General features: G+C 63.6%; 16 protein-coding genes. 5 read left to right on the forward strand and 11 right to left on the reverse strand.

Going from position 1 to position 20411, the window contains the following annotated elements; all coding sequences use genetic code 11:
• The first annotated feature begins 66 nt into the window (after window positions 1–66).
• Window positions 67–417, forward strand: coding sequence for a heat shock protein HspQ (gene hspQ, locus J8I29_RS16540; protein WP_245197071.1), 351 nt, complete (start codon window positions 67–69; stop codon window positions 415–417).
• A 102-nt stretch (window positions 418–519) separates the two neighbouring features.
• Here hspQ and J8I29_RS16545 read toward each other — a convergent pair whose 3' ends face one another.
• The 3 genes from J8I29_RS16545 to J8I29_RS16555 all read right to left on the reverse strand — a co-directional run bounded on the left by J8I29_RS16545 (window position 520) and on the right by J8I29_RS16555 (window position 3659).
• Window positions 520–1188 (reverse strand): invasion associated locus B family protein, encoded by a 669-nt coding sequence (locus J8I29_RS16545; RefSeq protein ID WP_209432494.1) that lies wholly within the window; start codon window positions 1186–1188, stop codon window positions 520–522.
• A 27-nt stretch (window positions 1189–1215) separates the two neighbouring features.
• Entirely contained in the window at window positions 1216–1953 is a 738-nt protein-coding gene (locus tag J8I29_RS16550) for an invasion associated locus B family protein (protein ID WP_209432495.1), read from the reverse strand.
• Between the two features lie 314 nt (window positions 1954–2267).
• Complete coding sequence (locus J8I29_RS16555; protein ID WP_245197074.1) at window positions 2268–3659, reverse strand: MFS transporter; 1392 nt, start codon at window positions 3657–3659, stop codon at window positions 2268–2270.
• A 214-nt stretch (window positions 3660–3873) separates the two neighbouring features.
• Between J8I29_RS16555 and J8I29_RS16560 the strand changes: the two genes are divergently transcribed.
• Entirely contained in the window at window positions 3874–5259 is a 1386-nt protein-coding gene (locus J8I29_RS16560; protein ID WP_209432496.1) for a class I adenylate-forming enzyme family protein, read from the forward strand.
• Window positions 5260–5393: 134 nt separating this feature from the next.
• Here J8I29_RS16560 and J8I29_RS16565 read toward each other — a convergent pair whose 3' ends face one another.
• From J8I29_RS16565 to J8I29_RS16575, 3 genes are read right to left on the reverse strand one after another with little or no spacing between them, the layout of a single operon-like run.
• On the reverse strand, window positions 5394–6461 hold the full coding sequence (locus J8I29_RS16565) for a D-TA family PLP-dependent enzyme (RefSeq protein ID WP_209432497.1): 1068 nt from the start codon (window positions 6459–6461) through the stop codon (window positions 5394–5396).
• A gap of 12 nt (window positions 6462–6473) precedes the next feature.
• Window positions 6474–9998, reverse strand: a complete 3525-nt coding sequence (mfd, locus tag J8I29_RS16570) for a transcription-repair coupling factor (RefSeq protein ID WP_209432498.1) — start codon at window positions 9996–9998, stop codon at window positions 6474–6476.
• Complete coding sequence (locus J8I29_RS16575; protein WP_209432499.1) at window positions 9995–10291, reverse strand: succinate dehydrogenase assembly factor 2; 297 nt, start codon at window positions 10289–10291, stop codon at window positions 9995–9997. The genes mfd and J8I29_RS16575 overlap by 4 nt, the downstream gene beginning before the upstream one ends.
• Window positions 10292–10414: 123 nt before the next feature.
• On the opposite strand from J8I29_RS16575, the gene J8I29_RS16580 reads away from it, so the two are divergent.
• The 3 genes from J8I29_RS16580 (at window position 10415) to J8I29_RS16590 (ending at window position 14632) form a co-directional block, all read left to right on the forward strand.
• Window positions 10415–10753, forward strand: a complete 339-nt coding sequence (locus tag J8I29_RS16580; protein ID WP_209432607.1) for a DUF488 family protein — start codon at window positions 10415–10417, stop codon at window positions 10751–10753.
• Window positions 10754–10880: 127 nt separating this feature from the next.
• The gene (gene recG / locus J8I29_RS16585) at window positions 10881–12977 is read left to right on the forward strand and encodes an ATP-dependent DNA helicase RecG (protein WP_209432500.1); all 2097 of its coding nucleotides are present in this window, start codon (window positions 10881–10883) and stop codon (window positions 12975–12977) included.
• Between the two features lie 59 nt (window positions 12978–13036).
• Window positions 13037–14632, forward strand: coding sequence for a class I SAM-dependent methyltransferase (locus J8I29_RS16590; protein ID WP_209432501.1), 1596 nt, complete (start codon window positions 13037–13039; stop codon window positions 14630–14632).
• Between the two features lie 22 nt (window positions 14633–14654).
• On the opposite strand, the gene J8I29_RS16595 is transcribed toward J8I29_RS16590, so the two are convergent.
• The 5 genes from J8I29_RS16595 to J8I29_RS16615 all read right to left on the reverse strand — a co-directional run bounded on the left by J8I29_RS16595 (window position 14655) and on the right by J8I29_RS16615 (window position 20273).
• Window positions 14655–15359, reverse strand: coding sequence for a DUF502 domain-containing protein (locus J8I29_RS16595; RefSeq protein ID WP_105863172.1), 705 nt, complete (start codon window positions 15357–15359; stop codon window positions 14655–14657).
• A gap of 84 nt (window positions 15360–15443) precedes the next feature.
• Window positions 15444–17270 (reverse strand): glutamine--fructose-6-phosphate transaminase (isomerizing), encoded by a 1827-nt coding sequence (glmS, locus tag J8I29_RS16600; protein ID WP_105863171.1) that lies wholly within the window; start codon window positions 17268–17270, stop codon window positions 15444–15446.
• A 114-nt stretch (window positions 17271–17384) separates the two neighbouring features.
• On the reverse strand, window positions 17385–17771 hold the full coding sequence (locus J8I29_RS16605; protein WP_105863170.1) for a DUF2497 domain-containing protein: 387 nt from the start codon (window positions 17769–17771) through the stop codon (window positions 17385–17387).
• Window positions 17772–18050: 279 nt separating this feature from the next.
• Entirely contained in the window at window positions 18051–19340 is a 1290-nt protein-coding gene (locus J8I29_RS16610) for a TolC family outer membrane protein (protein ID WP_245197075.1), read from the reverse strand.
• Between the two features lie 276 nt (window positions 19341–19616).
• A complete protein-coding gene (locus J8I29_RS16615; RefSeq protein WP_105863168.1) occupies window positions 19617–20273 on the reverse strand; it encodes a protein-L-isoaspartate O-methyltransferase in 657 nt (218 codons plus the stop codon).
• Window positions 20274–20411 lie beyond the last annotated feature (138 nt).

Here is a 20411-nt window from a genome sequence, read left to right on the forward strand (position 1 = left end):
CCGGTTGCGGCGAGCTTCGGTATCGCTCGGTTTGCAAGCGTCACTATGCAAGCTTTCCGAGCACAGATGACGATTGAACGGCGTATGAATAAAGCGCGGGAAGCAAAGTTCTTTATCGGTCAAGTGGTGCGCCACCGCATCTATCCATTCCGGGGCGTCATCTTCGATGTCGATCCGGAATTCGCCAATACGGAAGAATGGTGGCAGTCCATCCCGGAAGATGTGCGTCCTTCGAAAGACCAGCCCTTCTATCATCTGTTTGCGGAGAATGAGGAGACTGAATATGTCGCCTATGTCTCCGAGCAAAATCTGGTGATCGATGATAGCGGCAGGCCGGTTCGGAACACGCAGATCGAGGAACTCTTCGACCGTGATGACGATGGCGGCTACCGGCTGAAACCCGGGACGCGTCACTGATGGACCCTCGGGTCCGGCAAGCGTATCGGTGCCTTCTGCGAATTGGCGAGAGGCAGCACGTTCCAATATGAAAAGGCCGACCCGAAGGTCGGCCTTTTCATTTCATTGCGCAGGCGCTGCGGGCGCTGCCGGTGCCGCGGGGGCGGCACCGCCCTGCTGTTGCTGCTGCTTGCGCTGGGCATCGATCAAGGGCTGGAAAATCGCCTGCAGTTTCTCGCCATAGGCCTTCTGCTTGGCGGCATAGCCGGCCTGGTCGATGCCTTCGGCGTCGAGCGCCTTGCCGAGGCCATCCAGGCCGATCTCCAACGCAATGGGCTGGCCCTGGAAGGTGATCGCCTGCACCTTCAGCTTCTTGCCCTTCTTGAGGCTCGCCACATTGGCGTCGGTCAAGGGCATGTCGGCGATGCAGCTCGGTCCCGTGCAGATGCGATATTTCGCCGTGTCGATGGTCTGGTCGTCGACGAGAACGCGGGCTCCGAGCGGCAGCACCACGCCGGCCGGAATGATCACGGTGAGCTTGGGCTTGCCGCCCTTTTCCTGGCCGACCTGTGCCGTCATCATCCAGGCGGCCGTTGGCGCCAGAAGATCACGCACGGTCTGGCAGGTGTCCTTGCCGTCAGGGGTCTTTGCGCAGATCTTGGTCCATTCCGGCTGGTCGAATTTGGGCAATTCGGGCTGCTGGCCAGCTGGCTGGGGCTGTTGCTGGGCCAGCGCGGTACCGGCCGACAGGATCAAGGCTGCCGCAGCGCCAGCGATCAGAGAGTTTCGCATAATCTGGATTCCTGTTCCTGGGCGGTCTTATTGAGCAGGCGCCGGATTGGCATTGAGCTGCTGGCGCGCCTTCTCGGCGGCGTCCTGCAGCTGCTGCTGCAGCTTCTTCTGCTCGTCGACGATCGACTGGGGATCGAGCGGCTTGTTGTCGAGTGCCTTGGCGAAGCCTTCCGTGCCCAGGGGCAGCTGGACGCCCTGGTTGGGGGTCTTGAAGGCGATCGCCAGGGTCTTGGAACTGCGGAGGGCCTTGAGCTGCGCTTCGTCGATCGGCAGTTCGACCAGGCAGCCCTCGGGAGAGCAGACGGCATATTTGCCGCTGGTGAAGGCGGCATTGTCGAGATAGAGACCGACGCCGGGCTGGATCAGGGCGCCGACCGGCAGGACGAGGCGCAGGATCTGCTTCTTGTCGGTGACGTTCTGCATGAGGATGGCCGTCATCATCGTCTGCCCGGTGTCGGACCGCAGGTCACGGCGGGTCAGGCAGATCTCCTTCTTGGCCTGATCGGTCTGGCACAGCTTCACCCAGTCCGGCTGGGAGCTGGAGATCGCGGGGGTGGTTGCGCCTTCCAGGCCCGGAACCGGTTCAGCGGCGGCCGCGGCTGCCGCGGGCGCGGCCGCTGCGGGCTTTTGCGCCGGCTTGGCTGCAGGTGCCTTCGGCTTCGTGGCGGGTGCGGCCGGCTTGGCGGGCGTTTCCTGTGCCAAAGCGGGCGTCACCGCAAGGCTGAGCGCCGCAACAGCTGCAGTCGCAAGGAGGCGGAACGACATCATGCAAAATCCTTGGATCCTAAGTCCGCCGCCGCAACGCGCCGGGCAAGCGCGGCTTGGCAACGCACCGATGGGGCTGAATGTCTCTCATCGCCGGCGAAGGCGCCAAGATGACGATTTCGGGAAAGGTCCATAAACGAAGCGGGCACTGGTTTCCAGCCTCGAAAACGACCTATGGCGACGGTGGCGCAGCTTGTGCATGACAAATTGAAGAAAACGTGACCAGCCCCGCTATATCCGGCCTCGTCGTTGCGAAAATTGCCTGGAGCGAAACATCGCGCCCTTTCCCGGCGGCGATTCGTTTTCCCGATACCTCAACGCCGCCCTCCCTCGCCCGCCAGCGAGGCCTGGTCCTGTTCCTCCTTGGATTGGGCGGGGTCCTCCTTGTCGGCCGAGCGCCAGACGATCAGGCAGAGGATCGCAACCGGCAAGCCGATGGTGGACGTTGCCGAGAAAAACACCGGATAGCCAAACAGATCGACCATCTTGCCCGACATGCCCGCCAGCAACTTGCCAGGCAGGGCATAGAGAGAACTCAGCAGGGCGTATTGGCTGGCGGCAAAGGCGGGCGATGTCAGCGAGGACATGTAGGCCATCAGGGCCGTTCCCGCAAAGCCACCCGCAAAGCTCTCGACGCTCACCGCCAGGGCAAGATAGGTCGAATCCGCCCCCTTGGCTGCCAAAAGGGCCATGCTCAAATGCGACGTGGCTGCAGCTATGCCGCCGAAGAGCAGTGAGGGCATCAAGCCGAAGCGCCAGATGCATAAGCCGCCGACGAACGGCGCCGTAAGGCCGATGGCGAAGCCATAGATCTTCGAAATATTCGCGATCTCGGCTTTGGAGAAGCCGAGATCTATATAGAGGGGATTGGACATCACGCCAGCCAGGAAGTCCGGCAGACGATAAAGTGCGATGAGCAGCATGATCGGTACGAGGATCCAGCCTCGACGCAGGAACAGGTCGCTCAGCGCTTCCTTATAGGCGATCAGCCAATCGGGCCGCCCGGATGGGGGACGCGTTGCAGCAGCCTTGTCAGACTTACTCGCCGAGCCGGCGGAGTGCGACGCGGCTTCCTTCTCTACGGGCGGCGGGTCAGGCGCGAACAAGGCGGCCAGGATGCCGATGAGCATCAATCCTGCCATCGTGCCGTAAGCCGCGTGCCAGTCGAAATATTCGGCCAGATAAAGGGCGCCGGCGCCTGCGCACAAGATGCCAACGCGATAGCCGAGCTGAGAAACCGCCAGCATGATGCCTTGTCGGTCTCGCGGGATGACATTGATACGCCAGCCGTCGATCACCACGTCCTGACTGGCAGCGAAGAAGGCCGTGACGGTCGTCCAAAATATCGTCATTCCCAGCGAACTTGCCGGATTGCTGCCGGCAAGGCCGAACAGGCCCAGGATGACGCCCAGCTGGGTAATCAGCAACCAACCGCGCCATCGGCCCATCATCCGTCCCAGCACCGGCGGGTCGAAGCGCTCGAGCAAGGGAGCCCAGAGGAATTTGATGCTGTAGAACAGCGTCGCATAGAACATCAGGCCGATGTCGGTGCGCGTTATCCCGACCTCGCGGAGCCTGGCCGATTGCGTCGAGAACACCAGCAGGAAGGGCAGGCCCGAACTGAAGCCGAGCAACAGCATGAAGGCGAGGCGCTTGTCGGCGGCGATGTCGCGCAGGAGCGTGAGGAATTTCTGACCGGGAATCATGTCCGCGATTATGGATCGCCCGGCGAGGCAGGCCAAATGCTTTGATGTCCAAGATCTCCCGCCTGCATGGGCATGCGGATGGTATCCGCTCAAGGTGTGGATGGTGATCGCGGGCGGGACGACCCGGACCGACAAACCGGCTATGGCTTTGCCGTCATCCAGCGTTAGACTCGTCTGGATCTGATTCGTGCCCCGTGAATACGCCTGAGGCCCCATGACGTCAGACATCACGCCCAGGATTGCCCCCGCTCCCTCTACCCTCGACCAGTTGCTGCGCATCAGTGCCCAGCGCGGCGGCGATACGCTGGCCCTGGTCGATGCACCGGACCGCCCGCTCTGGGCCGACGGCGCACCCCGCCGGCTGACCTGGAACCAGGTCGATGCCGCCGTTTCCGCGGTTGCCGGCCGCTTTTTCGAGATGGGGCTGCCGAGCGAGGCTCTGGTCTGCGTGCAGGGGCTCAACGTGACGGATACGTTGATCGCGCTGCTCGGTTGCATACGGGCAGGTCTGGTGGCGGTGATCGTTCCGATCGATTTCTCGCCGGCCGAAATCGTCGGCGTCGCCGAGCGTTTGAACGCCAAGGCGATCCTGGCGGCGCGTCGGATGGGCGATGTTCAATCCCTTCGGCCGCTGCGTCATCTCGTCGATGAATCCATTGCCGATATTCGCTTCATCGGAGCCTTCGGTGCGGATCTGCCGGGAGGTACCGTTTCTTTCGAGGACTGCATCGGCTATCCGCGCACGGGCGTGATCACCCGTCTGTCGCGGCGGGAACGTCCCGAGGAAAGCCTGGCGATCATGACGATCGACCGGGGACCGGACGGGGATTTCGCCGTCGCCCGCAATCATCGCCAATGGCAGGCGGCCTCCTCCGTTCTGGTGGCCGAACTCGGCTTGTCGCGGACTTCGCGCCTGCTGTGCCCAATGGCCCCCTCGGGCCTGGCTGGGCTTGCCGGCGGCCTGGTGTCATGGCTCAGCACGGGCTGCCAGCTCATTTTGCACCAGGCTTTCGATGCGACGGTGTTTGCCGTTCAGATGACGATGCATGGCGTTACCCATGCCCTGCTGCCCGATACGGTATTGCGTGCGGGCCTCGTCGATGGCCTGTTCGACAGCCGCAAGCTCGAGAAGGTCGCCGGCCTCGCCAGGGGCCCGCATGCCGCCGTCATTCCGGGGGATGCTCCCTGCCCCACTCCTCATTTCGCCGTGCTCGGCGAGATCGGCATCGTGCCGATGCGGGCGCTGGAAGATGGCGGGTTCGGGCTCGAAGCCCTGGTTTCGTCCCAGGATGACGCTGCCCCGCCGCTTGCGGAGGCTGGGATCGAGGAAAGCGGCTATCTCGCCCTGCGCGGCCAGCAGGTGTCGGGTGTGGGTTTCGACGTCAGCGAAAGGGAGGCTTCCTATCCCCTCGCAGCGGACGGGTGGGTATCGACCTCCTATCCCGCTTCAGGATACACGGAGGGGGGCGTCAGCCTCGTCGAAGTCACGGGCGCGCGCTATGGCAAGCCCATGGAAGGGCAGGAAACCGCTCAATTCCATGAGCGCGGACAGGGCCTCGGCACCTCAAAATCCAGCCAGCCGCTCGCAGGCGCGGCCTGATGGTGGATCGAAGACGTGGAGGGTCGATCTCCGGATCGACCGCGTCGTTCGACGTTTCAAAGGTGGTCGATCCCGCTCCATCTCTCGATGGAACCCGGGAGATCGACCTCCATTTCGTGCTTAAAACATGCCGTTCACCAAACCCGGCCGCGCGCTGCGACAGGTTCGGGGCCGATGAGGGTCTCGCCGCGGCAGAGGACTACGAAATCCAGCATATTGGCGACGACACAGGCGTGATTGGGCACGATGCGTACCCGGTCGCCCACTGACAGGTTGATCGGCTGTTCGGTGACCAGCCTGCCATGCTCTTCGGAGAGCTGGTCGATCGCGATATCCGGGCGGCCGAGGACATGCCCATGCCCCGTCAGGCCGAGCAGGTCGGAGGTCAGCACCTTCGAGCCGGCATCGATGATGGCCCTGTGCGGATCCGGCACCGACACCACCGTGGCGACCACGTTGAGGGCGCAGTCATCAAAGCCACAGACGCCGCGGGTGACGAGGGAACGGTCATTATAGACATAGGTGCCGGGCCGGTATTCGGTAACGATGGGCGCCTCATGCGCCCGCCACATGTCGGGCGATCCACCGCTCGTGATCGTTTCGACAGGGATTCCAAAAGCTTCGATCAGAGATTTCGCTCTTTGCATGAAAACCTGGACAGCTTCCGTTCCACCGACCGGCGGATAGGTCATCAGGCCGCCGAAAGTGAGCTCGGATGACGCGGCGATGCGGTTTGCCAGTTCCGCCGCCGCCTCGGGCGTGGGAACCCCGCAGCGCCGGGCTCCGGTGTCGCACTCGACCAGCACGGTCAATTTGCGCCCCGTCCCCTTCATGGCAGCCGCCAGTTCGTCGACCACGGCGGCGCTGTCGGCCACGACGCTGAGACGGATGCGTTTGGAAAGAGCCCTCAGGCGCTCGCGCTTGGCCTCCCCCACCAGATTATAGGTGATCAGCACATCCTCGAGCCCGGTGCCGTCGGTCATGGCATCCGCCTCCGACAGTTTCTGGCAGGTGATGCCGACCGCGCCCTGCTCGACCTGGAAGCGGGCCAGGCGCGGCAGTTTATGCGTCTTGATATGCGGCCGCAGCTTGAGGCCGTGTTCGTCGCAATAGGCCTGGAGCCGCACGATGTTGCGTTCGGCAATATCCAGATCGACCTGGACGAACGGGGTTTCGACGGAAGAGAGGGAGGATGTTGCCATCGTTGTGTCCGATCAGGCGGCTTTCTTCGTCTCGGCGATGCGAGCGAGATTCTTGAGAATGACGGCCGTGCCCTTGAGCCGATCGTCGGGCTTGTCGAAATCGCGCTGGAACACGATGCGCATGTCGGGGCGGACCTTGGCGAAAGAGCCCTGCTCGGCAATGTAGCGAACCAGTCCGTCCGGATTGGCGAAGGCATTGTCTCGGAAGGAGACCACCACGCCCTTCGGCCCGGCATCGACCTTCTCGACATTGGCGCGCCGGCACAGGGCCTTGATCGACATCAGCTTGAGAAGCTGGTCGACTTCGGCGGGCCGCTCGCCGAAACGATCGGTCAGCTCGGCACCGAAAGCATCGATCTCGGCATCGGTATCCAGCGACGACAGGCGGCGATAGAGGCTGAGGCGAAGCGTCAGGTCCGGCACATAATCCTCGGGGATCATCACCGGCGTGCCGATGGTGATCTGCGGCGACCATTGTTCCTCGACCTCGGTTTCGACGCCGCCCTCCTTGAGAGCGGCGACCGCCTCTTCCAGCATCTGCTGGTAGAGCTCGTAGCCGACTTCCTTGATATGGCCGGACTGTTCGTCGCCGAGCAGGTTGCCGGCGCCGCGAATGTCGAGATCGTGCGAGGCGAGCTGGAAGCCCGCGCCCAGCGTGTCCAGCGACTGCAGCACCTTGAGCCGGCGCTCGGCGCCCGGCGTGATCGTGCGGTTGGCCGGCAGGGTGAACAGGGCATAGGCCCTTGTCTTCGAACGTCCGACACGCCCGCGCAGCTGGTAGAGCTGAGCGAGGCCGAACATATCGGCCCGCCAGACGATCAACGTGTTGGCGGTAGGAATGTCGAGGCCGGATTCGACGATCGTCGTCGAAAGCAGGATGTCGTATTTGCCTTCATAGAAGGCCGTCATCACGTCTTCCAGCTGGCCGGCAGCCATCTGGCCGTGGCCGATGGCGACCTTGGCCTCCGGCGCATATTCGTCGAGGAAGGCCTTGGCGTCCGCGATGTCCTCGATGCGCGGCACCACGAAGAAACTCTGGCCGCCTCGATAGCGCTCGCGCATCAGCGCCTCGCGCAGCACCACCGGATCGAACGGCGTGACGAAGGTGCGCACCGCCAGGCGGTCGACGGGCGGCGTGGCGATGATCGACAATTCGCGCACGCCCGTGAGGGCGAGCTGCAAGGTGCGCGGGATCGGCGTCGCCGAGAGGGTGAGCACATGCACCTCGGAGCGCAGCTGCTTGAGGCGCTCCTTGTGGGCCACGCCGAAATGCTGTTCCTCGTCGATGATGAGCAGGCCGAGATCGCGGAAGGCGATGGTCTTGGCCAGCAGGGCATGGGTGCCGACCACGATATCGACATCGCCGGAGACCAGGCCTGCCTTGGTCTTGCGGGCCTCGTCCGCCGGCACGAAGCGGGAGAGCTGCGCGACCTTGACGGGAAGTCCCTTGAAGCGGTCGGCGAAGGTCTTGGCGTGCTGGCGCGCGAGCAGCGTGGTGGGCACCACGACGGCAACCTGCCTGCCCGTCATCGCGCAGGCAAAGGCGGCGCGCAGGGCCACTTCCGTCTTGCCGAAGCCGACGTCGCCGCAGACAAGGCGATCCATCGGACGGCCGGAAGCGAGATCCTCGAGCACCGAGTCGATGGCGAATTGCTGGTCCTCGGTCTCGCTATAGGGGAAGCGCGCGGCGAACTCGTCATAGATGCCCTGCGCGGGGATCAGCTTCGGCGCCTCGCGCAGTGCGCGTGCGGCGGCGATCTTGATCAGCTCACCCGCCATTTCGCGGATGCGCTTCTTCATGCGCGCCTTGCGTTCCTGCCAGCCGCGGCCGCCAAGCTTGTCGAGCTGGGCTTCGGCGTCTTCCGAGCCGTAGCGGGACAGCAGCTCCAGGTTCTCCACCGGCAGGAACAGCTTGTCGCCGCCCGCATAGTGGATTTCGAGGCAGTCATGCGGCGCGCCCACGGCGGTCACCGTCTGCAGGCCGACGAAGCGCCCGATACCGTGCTCGACATGCACGACGATGTCGCCGGGCGAGAGCGTGCCGATCTCGGTCAGGAAATTCTGGGCACGCTTGCGCTTGGACGTGCGGCGCACCAGACGGTCGCCGAGAACGTCCTGCTCGGAGATGATGGCCAGGTCGGCAGTCTCGAAGCCCGTCTCCAGCGGCAATACGCCGAGGGCGATCTCGCTTTTCGGCAAGGCCAGGGCACGGGCGAAGTCGGGAACCGGCTTGGCTTGGGTAAGGCCGTGATCGGCAAGCACTGCGCCGAGCCTTTCGCGCGAGCCGTCGGTCCAGCCCGCCACGATGACTCGTTGGCCATTGGCCTGCAGGGCACGAATGTGGCGGACGACGGCGTCGAAGACGTTGGCGTCCTCGGCAGCGCGTTCGGCTGCGAAATTATGGCCCTGCCGGCCGCCGCAATCGACGATTTCGCGGCCGGGCGCCGCAGGCGACGCGAAAGGCGTCAGACGGGCCAGGGCCGCCTCGTCGAGCCTGCGGCGCCATTCCTCGGGCGCGATGTAGAGGCGATCCGGCGGCAGCGGCTTATAGGGCACGTTCTCGCCGGGCTTGCCCAGCACGTCGCGGCGGGCGTCGTAATAGTCCTTGATCTGCGCCAGTCTTTCGCCGGCCGCATCCTCGGCCAGTGCATCGAGCGCGACGGGGACCTCGGGCAGATAGTCGAACAGCGTGTCGAGCTTGGCGTGGAATAGCGGCAGCCAATGTTCGAGGCCGACATAGCGCCGGCCTTCGGAGATCGCCTCATAGAGCGGGTCGCCGCGTGTCTGGGCGCCGAATTCAGCAAGATAGGCCTGGCGGAAGCGCTTGATCGTCTCGGTGGTAAGCTGGACTTCGCTCATCGGCACGAGGTCGAGCATGCGCAACTGGGTCTGGGAGCGCTGTGTCTCGACGTCGAAGCTGCGAATGGATTCCAGCGTGTCGCCGAAGAAGTCGAGACGCACCGGAATGGCAAGGCCAGGCGGGTAGAGATCGAGGATGCCGCCGCGCACCGCATATTCGCCGGTCTCCCGCACCGTCGAGGAGCGCAGATAGCCATTGTGCTCCAGCCACGCCGACAGCCGGTCCATGTTGACCGCATTGCCCGGAGCCGCCGAAAGCGACTGAGCGGCGATGAGATCGCGGGACGGCACGCGCTGCAGCACGGCATTGACGGTGGTGAGCACGATGCGGGGCCTGTCCCCGCCCCTCGTGGTCGCCAGCCGCGACAGCGCGGTCATGCGCCGGGCGACGACGGTGGCATTGGGGGAAACCCTGTCATAGGGCTGGCAGTCCCATGCCGGAAAACTGATCACGTCGATATCGGGCGCGTAGAACTGGAGGGCCGCTTCCAAGGTAGCGGAGCGTGTGCCGTCGCGGGCAACATGCAGGAGGGCGGCCGGCCGCTCGCGGGCCTGAGCAACCAGCTTGCGTGCCAGGTCGGCCAGGACGAGGCCATCCTGGCCATCGGCGCAATTGGAGAAAAAGAGTTGTCCGCCGGGGCGATTCAGAACTTCGGCGAGTCGATCGGCGGCTTTCATGCAAACATCGGCTTCATGGTGAAATGGTAATCGCGCAGCCGCCGGAACACGGGCGTATCGAATTCGGCCGGCACCGGCTCCGCACTCCTGATCCAGGCGTAGAGCTCGTGATCGGGAGCATCGATGAGGGTCTCGAAATCGGCGACCTCTTGTTCCGACAGCTCCACGATGACGGCATCGCAGAAGTTGCCCATGATGAGGTCCATCTCGCGAAAACCGCGATGCCAGGCCCGGTAGACGATCCGTCTGCGACGCGGGTCAAGTTCCTCAGAAGTGCGTATCGTTCCGGACATGTTCTCGATCCTGTTGGCACGCTGTATAGAGAGTAAGGGGCCGCGTGAAAACCATGGAAGATCGAAATATCATCCGTGCGGTCAAATCCCCGAAGATGAGAATGGAAGGTGACGGGACCCGCCATGACGATCGGATTGAAACGCGCCTATGATCCGCCCGGTTCCACTGACGGCCTGCGCGTTCTGGTCGATCGCCTGTGGCCTCGGGGCCTGTCCAGGCAAGAGGCGCATATCGACGTCTGGGCCAAGGATGTGGCGCCGAGCCCGGCGCTGCGGCAATGGTTCGGTCACGATCCGGCCAAATGGCAGGAGTTTCAGGCTCGCTACGAAAGCGAGCTCGCGCGCAACGAGGAGGCTGTCGTCGCGCTCCGGCGCCTGATCGGCGACAAGGCCGCCACCCTTATCTATGCCGCCAGGGATGTCGAACACACCCATGCGATCGTCACCAAAAGGGTCTTGTAGCACACGCCCCTTTAAGCGTTGAGGGAGCGAAGAAACAGCCCTGCGGTCGTCACAGCCATCCACTCTTTCGGGGCGCCAAAGCTTGCCTCCCGCGTGCTGTCCGGCCAAAACAACGGGCGAGGCTTTCATGCGTCCGGCGATTCTGACCCCCTTATTCGCTTCCGTCTCGTCCCTGCCAGGGATCGGGCCGAAGCTGGTGAAGCTGCTCACCCGCCTTCTCGGGGGGGCGGAGCCGATGGGCGCACGGGTGGTCGACGCCCTGTTTCACCTGCCGGCGAGCGTCCTCGACCGCCGCCGCCGTCCTAAACTAATCGATGCGCCGATCGGCGAATTGGTGATGGTCGAGATCGTGGTGGAGCGCCATCGCCCCAGCGGTGGCAAAGGTCCCTATCGCGTCTATGTCCATGACGACACAGGTGATCTCACCCTCGTCTTCTTTGCCGCGCAGACGAGTTGGATCGAACATGCCCTGCCCGTCGGCGAAAGGCGCTGGCTCAGCGGCAAGATCGAGCTGTTCGACGGCATGCGCCAGATGGTGCATCCCGACCGCATCGTCGATGAGGAAGGGCTCAAATCGCTGCCCTTGGTCGAGCCGGTCTACCCGCTGACGGAGGGGCTCTATCCGCGCCAGATCCAGAAGGCTGCCCAGGAGGCTTTGGCGCGCACCCCCGAACTTGCCGAGTGGCAGGATACGGCGTGGCTCAAGGCCCAGCGCTGGCCAGGGTTCCGCGAGGCGCTGGCCGCCCTGCATGCGCCGGAGACACCGCAGGTGATTGCGCCGGACTCGGCGCCCCGATTGAGGCTCGCTTACGACGAGCTCCTGGCTTCGCAGCTCGCCCTCGCCATGGTGCGTGCCCAAAACAAGGCTCTGCCCGGCCTCGCCGTCACCGGAACGGGTGTGATTTCGGCCCGGATCGAGGCCGCCCTGCCCTTCAAGCTCACGGCGAGCCAGGTCACGGCATTGGCCGACATCCGGGCCGACATGGCGGCCCCGACCCGGATGCTGCGGCTGCTGCAGGGCGATGTCGGTTCGGGCAAGACGGTGGTGGCCCTGCTCGCCATGGCGACCATGGTGGAAGGCGGCCGGCAGGCGGCATTGATGGCGCCGACCGAAATCCTGGCCCGCCAGCATCTGGCCACCATCCAGCCGCTCGCCGAGGCCGCCGGTTTGCGCATCGGCCTGATCACCGGGCGGGACAAGGCGCGCGAGCGAGCACGCATGCAGGCCGCACTGAAGGACGGCAGCATCGATATCGTGGTCGGCACCCATGCCCTGTTCCAGGAGGATGTCGAGTTTCGCGATCTCGGTCTTGCCATCGTCGATGAGCAGCATCGCTTCGGCGTGCATCAGCGCCTAGCCCTGAGCCGCAAGAATGCCGGCATCGACGTCCTGGTGATGACGGCCACGCCAATCCCCCGCAGCTTGGTGCTGACCTATTTCGGCGACATGGACTCCTCCCAGCTTCGCGAGAAGCCGGCGGGGCGCAAGCCGGTCGACACCCGCCTGATCTCGCTCGAAAGGCTCGATGAGGTGGTGAGCGGGCTGGGGCGTCTGTTGCAGACCGGCGCGCGGGCTTATTGGGTCTGTCCGCTCATCGCTGAATCCGAGACGTTGGATGTCGCGGCCGCCGAAGATCGCTTCGCCCACCTTGCTTCGCTCTTTGGGGACAAGGTCGGCCTGCTGCATGGCCAGATGAAAGGCGCGGCCAAGGACGAGGTGATGGCCCGCTTCGTGGCCGGCGATTTGCGCGTCCTGGTGTCGACCACCGTGATCGAGGTCGGCGTCAACGTGCCGGAGGCCACCGTGATGGTGGTGGAGCATGCCGAACGCTTCGGCCTCGCCCAGTTGCATCAGCTGCGCGGGCGCATCGGGCGCGGTTCGGACAAATCGACCTGCCTCCTGCTCTACAAGGGCCCCCTCGGCGAGATTTCCCGCAAGCGGCTCGAGATCATGCGCGAGACGGAGGACGGCTTCCGCATCGCCGAGGAAGATCTGAAACTGCGCGGCGAAGGCGACGTGCTCGGGACGCGCCAGTCCGGCATGCCGGGTTTCCGGGTGGCCGACCTCGACAGCCATCGCCATCTTCTCGCTCCCGCCAATGACGATGCCAGGCTGGTGCTGGCGCGCGATCCGGAACTCGTCTCGCCGCGCGGTGCGGCTCTACGAACCCTGCTCTATTTGTTCGAGCGCGATGAAGCTGTGCGCCTGCTGCGATCGGGGTAGCGTAAGGGAAGCCGGTGTGTATTCTCAGGTCATGCCAGCCTTAACCGGGGAATATTGTCATGACATCGGATGCCCGTCCGGCCAACTTCGCCGAAGCCCAGGCCAGGACCCAGGCGAGTTATGACGAGATACCCTATGTTTCCCATGCCTTTCCCCAGACCCATCCGGCGAGGCTCGCCGCCACCGCCAGACTGTTCGGCCTCGAAATGCCCTCGCTCGACAAGATGCGCGTGCTCGAAATCGGCTGCGCCAGCGGCGGCAACCTCATTCCGCTGGCCGCCGCCTATCCCGAGGGACGCTTTCTCGGGATCGATCTTTCCGGCATCCAGATCGCCGATGGGCGCAGGCGCGTCGAAGCGATCGGCCTGACCAACATCGAATTGCGCCAGCAGGACATCACATTCTTCGCGGATCCTGGCCATCGCTTCGATTTCATCCTCTGCCATGGCGTCTATTCCTGGGTGCCCGAACCGGTGCGCCACGCCATCCTGGAAATCTGCTCGAAATTTCTCGAATTCCAGGGCATCGCCTATGTCAGCTTCAACGTATTGCCCGGCTGGCGGCCCAAGCAGATCCTGCGCGATGCCCTGATGGCGCATGTGGGCAAGGCCGCCAATCAGCGCGAGCGCATCGCCAAAGCGCGGGAGTTCATGGGCTTCCTGGCCGAGCATACACCACCGGGCCCCTATGGCGCTGCGGTCAAGGAAGGGGTTGGGCAGTTGCAGAAGGTCTCCGACGATTATCTTGCACATGAGTTCCTGGAGCTCGAAAATGCGCCCTGCTCGTTCCACGACTTCATGTATGCGGCCGGACAGCATCAGCTCGCCTATCTCGGCGAGAGTGATGTTCACATGATGGTGCCCGAGAACTTCGGCGCCGAAGCGGCGAAGGCCCTGAGGATGCTGGGCGGCAATACCCTGCTCGAGACCGAGAACTATATCGACGTGCTGACCGGACGCACCTTCCGGCAGACGCTGCTGATCCCGCCCGCCCGGGCAGCGGCGACCAAGCGCAACATCGATGCGGAGCGGATCGAGGATCTGCATCTCATCGCAGATATCACGCAGGTTCCCTCGAGCGAGCCTGACATGCCCTACTGCTTCGAAAACCGCTCGGGCCGGCAGATCCGTACGCGGGCTGAGGTCGTGCGCAAGGGCTACCAGCTGATCGCCGCGAGGCGTCCTGCGACCTCGAACTATCGGCAGCTGGTTGCCGATATCGAGGCGGCCGACCAGAAGACGCTCACGCCGCAGGAGAGAAGTGAGCTTCGCGGTGCCCTCCTCCAAGGAGTTCTTTCTGGGCTGACAATTGTTTCGACCGAGGCGGTCGCAATCGGTGCTGCCGACGCCGACCGGCCGAAGGCAACCACCCTGGCACGCATGGATGCCGCCAGCGGCCGAACACGCACGGTGAACAGGCGCCACGAGAATTTCGATCTCGGCGTGGTGGCCCAGCATGTCCTGCCGGTGATGGACGGCACGCGAACCCGGGCCGAACTGCTCGATCACCTCAAGGCAAAGGCCGCAGGGGACGCGCTCCATTTCCAGCGCAACGGGCAGCGTGTCAGCGACGAGGCCGATATCGCGGCCTGTGCCCAGGAGCACCTTGCGGCCATGCTCGACACGGCCTGGAACAACGCCCTGATCGAGGCCTGAAGCAAGGGCGCCATCCGCGAGCTCAGCTTGGCCGCAATTCCTCGGAGACCGTCAACGTCTCGGGCTGGATCAGGCCGGCCGAGATCACCAGCTTGGTGGCCTGCTCGACGCTGATCGGCAGTTCGATCACCTTTGCCTTCGGCAGCAGGAAGAAAAATCCTGTGGTCGGGTTGGGCGCGCAGGGCATGAACACCGAAACCCAGGCTTCGCCGTTGCCGCCGGGCAGCCTCGCCTCGACCACCGGGCTCGGCTCTGCCGAAATGAAGACGATCGACCAGGCCCCCTGGGGAAACTCGACCAATCCCACTTTGCGGAACGAGGTGCCGGATTGCGAGAAGATCGTCGAGAACACCTGCTTGAGAGCCTTGTAGATGCCGCGCACCACCGGCGTACGGTCGAGCAGTTTCTCACCCAGACGCACCAAAGTGCGGCCGACCAGATTGGCGGTGAAGAAACCGATCAGGGTAAGGCCGATGATCGCCACGACCAGGCCGAAGCCCGGGATCTGAAATGGAAGATAGGTCTCAGGCAGGTAGCGCGCGGGAATGAACGGTTTGACCCAGCCATCAACCCACTGAATGAAGGTCCAGATCAGGTAGATCGTGATCGCCACCGGCCCGGTGACCACAAGGCCGGTGAGGAAATAGCTGTGCAGGCCGCCAAATCTGCTGATCCGCTGAGGCGGGCCAGCAGGCATTACCGTGTGGGGAGGCGCATCTCGTACCATGTCACGCTTCTAGCACGCCCTTGTCACCGCCTGTCGATGCAAATTTGTGCAATTGGTCCAATCGGGCGATACCCGTCAGTATTCCTACTCGACGGTGACGCTCTTGGCCAGATTGCGCGGCTGGTCGACGTCGGTGCCGATGATCACAGCGGTGTGATAGGCGAGAAGCTGGATCGGAATGGAATAGACCAGCGGCGTCAGGATTGTGGGCATCGACGGCAGGATGATCGTCTTCAGCGTCGTCATCGCAGCCGCTGCCGCTCCGGCTTCATCGGTCATCAGGATGATGCGGCCTCCCCGCGCCGCGACTTCCTGCATGTTCGAAACCGTCTTTTCGAAGATCGCGTCGAAAGGCGCGATCACCACCACCGGCATGGTCTCGTCGATCAGGGCGATCGGGCCGTGCTTGAGTTCGCCTGCTGCATAACCTTCCGCGTGTATGTAGCTGATTTCCTTGAGTTTCAAGGCACCTTCCAGCGAAAGGGGGAAGCTGGTGCCGCGGCCGAGATAGAGCACGTCCTTGGCCTTGGCGAGATCCCTGGAAAAGGTCTCGATCTCGTGTTCCAGCCGCAGTGCCTCGGACATCAGGCGCGGCGCCTCGATCAGCGCGTGCACGAGTTCGCCTTCTTCCTCGGCTGACAGGACACCACGCGCCTTGCCGGCGCCGATGGCGAGGCCCGCCAGGGCTGCAAGCTGGCAGGTGAAGGCCTTTGTGGAGGCGACGCCGATCTCGGGGCCTGCCAGGGTGCGCACCATCACCGACGCCTCGCGAGCGATGGTCGAGGTCGGCACATTGACGATGGCGAGTGTGTGCTGCCCCTGTTCCTTGCAATAGCGCAAGGCGGCGAGCGTATCGGCCGTCTCACCCGATTGAGACACGAAGATCGACAGCCCTCCCTTGTCGAGGGGCGCTTCGCGGTAGCGGAACTCGGAGGCGATATCGACTTCGACCGGAAGCCGCGCATACCGCTCGAACCAGTATTTGGCGATCATGCCGGCGAAGGAGGCCGTGCCGCAGGCCGATATGGTGATACGGCCTAGTTCTTTCCAATCGAAAGGCAGATTCTCGGGCAGTCGGATCGTCTCGCCGACCATGTCGACGAAAGAGGCCAGGGTGTGGGAAACCACTTCGGGTTGTTCATGGATCTCCTTGGCCATGAAATGCCGGTGATTACCCTTGTCGACGATGGTGGCGGACGCCTGCGATTTCTGAATCGGGCGGTGAACGCGCTTGAAGGCCGCATCGAAGATGGTCGCCGAGCCGCGCGTCAGGGCAACGCTGTCGCCATCCTCGAGATAGGCGATGGTGTTGGTGAACGGAGCCAGAGCGATGGCATCCGATCCGAGGAACATTTCGCCCTCGCCGTAACCGATCGCCAGCGGCGAACCCAGGCGCGCGCCGATGATGAGGTCATCCTGGCCGGTAAAGAGAAAGCCCAGCGAGAAGGCGCCGCGCAGGCGCCTGAGGCTGGCATGCACCGCTTCGATCGGCGGCAGGCCGCGCTCGAGCTCGCGGGTGACCAAGTGGGCCACGACCTCGGTGTCGGTCTCGCTCTGGAAGCGCGCGCCTTCGGCGCTCAATTCCTCGCGCAATTCGCGAAAATTCTCGATGATGCCGTTATGGACCACAGCGACTCGCGCGGTGGCATGCGGGTGGGCGTTTTCTTCGGTCGGCCGGCCATGCGTCGCCCACCGCGTGTGGCCGATGCCGATCAGGCCTGCGAGCGGGGCGCGGTCGAGCTTGCTTTCGAGATTGCGCAGTTTGCCTTCGGCCCGGCGGCGCGTGATGGTGCCCTCTTCCAGCGTGGCGATGCCGGCGGAATCATAGCCGCGATACTCCAAGCGCCGCAGCGCGTCCACCAGGGGTAACGCAACCGCCTCCTTACCCAGAATACCGACAATGCCGCACATACGCCCTATCCCTCATCGATTCGAGACAAACTCTAGACGGGAGGGATTTAGGGCTTCGTGAATGAGGAAAGAAATCAAAATGCCTGACGGTTTGTGACACAGGGCCTTAGCCCGTCACGACCGCCCGGAGATGCGTTCGATTTCCTGGCGGACCAGGCGCTCGACCAGCGATGGCAGATGGGCATCGAGCCAAGTCTGCAGCATGGGTTTCAGCATGTCCTGCACGACGTCTTCGATCGTTCGTGCGTTCTTGGAAAACACCGTGTGATTGAGGGAGGCGAAGGCGGACGCCGCCTCGGAATGAGACTCCGCCGAGAGCAAACCGGTAGTGCTCCGCTCTGGACCGGCCGGCATGGGAGACGAAACCGGCTCTTCGCGAGGGGAGACCGCCGGACCCGGCAGGTCCGCCAGCGAAGAGGTCTCTGCTGTGGAGCGGCGTCCGGGCTTTGCCGGCGGATCGTCCGAGATGATACGGCGAATGGAGGTGAGAATCTCGTCCATCGAGGGCTCCTTGAGGGTACGAGGCGGATCTGCCCGCGTAGGTGACGACATCGGGCTACTCCTTCCGCATCGAGCGCGCCGTGCCCCCATGGCGCACTGGAACAAAGTGCAATGTCTTCGAATGGCGCGTTACGCCAGTTCGTTGGCCAGCCCCTCTTGGCGATTCTCGATGATTCCACCCGAGCACGAAAGGCCTCGCCGGCACTTCAAGCAAGAACGCCCTCCGATCGCAAGGATGCGGAGGGCGTTGGCGTCATCTTCCTGTGGGTAGGCGTGGCTTTAGCGCCCGTCCGGAATGTCGGTGCCGATCCACTTGTCGCGGACCTGGTTGTAATGCGTGGTGGGATCGTAGCGGGCAACCTTCAGGCCGAGTGCCGTGGCGTTGAGCTTGCCGATGGTCGACAGCACGGTATAGGCAGCCACGATCTGGTCGCGCTGCGCCTGGATCAGGCTGGCACGCGCCTGCAGCAGCAATTGCTGCTGCTGCAAGACGTCGAAGGTGGTGCGCTGGCCGACCTTGGCTTCCTCGCGCACGCCGGCGAGTGCCACGCCCTGCGCATTGACGGCTGCCTGGAAAGCCTGGATTTCGCCGCGGGCGCCGTCCAGCGAGCCCCAGGCCTGGATGACGTTGGAGCGTACCAATTCGCGGTTGACGTCGACCTGGATGCGCGCCTGCCCGAGCAATTCCTTGGCCTGGCGGATCTTGGAATAGTCGCCGCCGCCCGAATAGATCGGCACGGAGAGGAAGGCACCGATGGAGGCCGAGGTGGCCATCTTCGCGCCTGACGGTTCGTAATTATGCGAGAAAGAGCCCTGGGCGTTCAGGGTGGGATAGAGCGCCCCCTCGGCGACCTTCACCTGCATGGCGGCCTGGTCGACCGCGTGGAGCGCGGCCGTGATGCCGGGATGGTTGGCAAGTCCGGCCTGGATCGCAGCGTTCTGGTTCTTGGGCAGGAAACGCGGCAGCTTGACCGGCTGCAGCTTCTTGGGCTGCGAGCCGATGATCTGCCGATAGACGGCGACCGATGATTTGAGCTGGGCGTCGGCGGCCACCCGTTGAGACTGTGCACTCGCCAAGCTGGAATTGGCCTGCTCGACGTCGGTGCGCGTCACCTCGCCGACGTTGAAGCGATCCTTGGTCTGCTTGAGCTGCTCCTCGAGAACCTCGACGTTGTTTTTCTGCAGGTTGAGCAGCGCGGCATCGCGCAGGACGTTCATATAGGCGGTCACGGCGTTGAGCAGGACCGACTGTTCGGTGTCGCGCAGCGTCTCGCGCTGGCTGAGCACGCCCGACTCGGCGGCGCGCACGGAATTCGCAGTTTGAAAGCCGTTGAACAGATTCTGCGTCACCGTGATGTCGGCGCCGCGCGGAAATCGCGTGTCGTTGGACCGCCTCCCCTGCAGCGACTTGGTGAAATCCCGTTCGGCGCTGATGCTGGCAGAAGCGGAAATGTTGGGCCTGTAGCCGCTGAGCGCCTGCGAAACGGTTTCGTCATTGGCGCGGGTGCCGGCTCGCTGGGCATTCAGGGTTGGGTTGGCTGCGTAGGCTTGGGCAAGGGCCGACTGCAACGATTGAGCCTGCGCTCCGCCCATGAAGAAAACAAGCGAAGCACTTGCAGCCAATAAGGAAAATACGCTTACAGTTTTCATGACTCGACCCGACCCAAATTAAAAGAAGCGGACAAACCGCCATATTTTTCAAAAAAATAGCCTGTCAGGCAGCTTTCACCAACAACTGATTTCGGCTGCCGAGTGATAAATCCGAGGTTGAAGCAAAAAAGAGACAGTGAACCCCGGGTTCGGTTAATTAATGGTTAATTTTCTCCTAACATGCTGTTTTGCTGGTCAGAATGAAAAGGCAGGAGCCTTGGCGAACGCGGCCAGGGCCGGCACCGAGGCGTCGAAGGCGATGCGGCCGGTATGATCTGGTCCGACCTTGACGAAGACGGTGGCACGTCCGGGCCGGCCGCGACCGACGACAGCGACGAGGCGGCCGCCCTCCTTGAGGGAGGCGAACAAAGCCTGGGGAATTTCTTCGACGGCACCTTCGATCAGGATCACGTCGTAGGGTCCCGAACCGGCCGCGCCTTGCTCGAGCGGGCCGTTCACCACCGTCACATTGGGGTAGGACGCCAACGCGGTCTTTGCCGAAGCCGCAAGCCCTTCATCGCTCTCCAGCGCCACCACCTTCTCAGCGAGTTCGGCCAGAATCGCGGACGAATAGCCGGTGGCCGCGCCGATATCGAGCACCGTGTCGGTGGATTTGATACCAGCGGCCTGGACGAGCTTGGCCAGATACATCGGTTGAATGAGATAGCGTTGGCCCGCCTCGCCGCCTACCGCCAGATCGGCGTCGAGATAGGCCAGGGGCTGCTTGGCGGCCGGCACGAAGGTCTCGCGGGGCACGGTAAGAAAGGCATCCACGACACGCGCCTCGGTCACGTCATTGGTGCGAATCTGGCAATCCACCATGGTGCGGCGCGCTTGGACGAAGTCGGTCATCACTCGATATCTCTGTTTGTCACAGCGTTGTTTGCGGCATGGCCTCGAAAAAGGCAAGAAGGCTGGCCTTGCAGCCGGGCCGGAGGCTTCAGTTTTGCAGCCGGCAATCCGCATTCACGGAAATATCGCCTCGGCTGA

It is taken from the genome of Labrys sp. LIt4 (assembly GCF_017813775.1).
GTDB classification, from domain to species: Bacteria; Pseudomonadota; Alphaproteobacteria; order Rhizobiales; family Labraceae; genus Labrys; species Labrys okinawensis_A.

Bases quoted from the DNA above. Each gene is read 5' to 3' on its own strand.
- recG (WP_209432500.1), top strand. From the start codon at position 10,881: ATGCGTCCGGCGATTCTGACCCCCTTATTCGCTTCCGTCTCGTCCCTG.
- mfd (WP_209432498.1), bottom strand. From the start codon at position 9,998: ATGAAAGCCGCCGATCGACTCGCCGAAGTTCTGAATCGCCCCGGCGGA.
- J8I29_RS16575 (WP_209432499.1), bottom strand. From the start codon at position 10,291: ATGTCCGGAACGATACGCACTTCTGAGGAACTTGACCCGCGTCGCAGA.
- J8I29_RS16590 (WP_209432501.1), top strand. From the start codon at position 13,037: ATGACATCGGATGCCCGTCCGGCCAACTTCGCCGAAGCCCAGGCCAGG.
- J8I29_RS16560 (WP_209432496.1), top strand. From the start codon at position 3,874: ATGACGTCAGACATCACGCCCAGGATTGCCCCCGCTCCCTCTACCCTC.
- J8I29_RS16565 (WP_209432497.1), bottom strand. From the start codon at position 6,461: ATGGCAACATCCTCCCTCTCTTCCGTCGAAACCCCGTTCGTCCAGGTC.
- J8I29_RS16615 (WP_105863168.1), bottom strand. From the start codon at position 20,273: ATGACCGACTTCGTCCAAGCGCGCCGCACCATGGTGGATTGCCAGATT.
- J8I29_RS16605 (WP_105863170.1), bottom strand. From the start codon at position 17,771: ATGGACGAGATTCTCACCTCCATTCGCCGTATCATCTCGGACGATCCG.
- glmS (WP_105863171.1), bottom strand. From the start codon at position 17,270: ATGTGCGGCATTGTCGGTATTCTGGGTAAGGAGGCGGTTGCGTTACCC.
- J8I29_RS16550 (WP_209432495.1), bottom strand. From the start codon at position 1,953: ATGTCGTTCCGCCTCCTTGCGACTGCAGCTGTTGCGGCGCTCAGCCTT.
- J8I29_RS16580 (WP_209432607.1), top strand. From the start codon at position 10,415: ATGACGATCGGATTGAAACGCGCCTATGATCCGCCCGGTTCCACTGAC.
- hspQ (WP_245197071.1), top strand. From the start codon at position 67: ATGACGATTGAACGGCGTATGAATAAAGCGCGGGAAGCAAAGTTCTTT.
- J8I29_RS16545 (WP_209432494.1), bottom strand. From the start codon at position 1,188: ATGCGAAACTCTCTGATCGCTGGCGCTGCGGCAGCCTTGATCCTGTCG.
- J8I29_RS16595 (WP_105863172.1), bottom strand. From the start codon at position 15,359: ATGGTACGAGATGCGCCTCCCCACACGGTAATGCCTGCTGGCCCGCCT.
- J8I29_RS16555 (WP_245197074.1), bottom strand. From the start codon at position 3,659: ATGATTCCCGGTCAGAAATTCCTCACGCTCCTGCGCGACATCGCCGCC.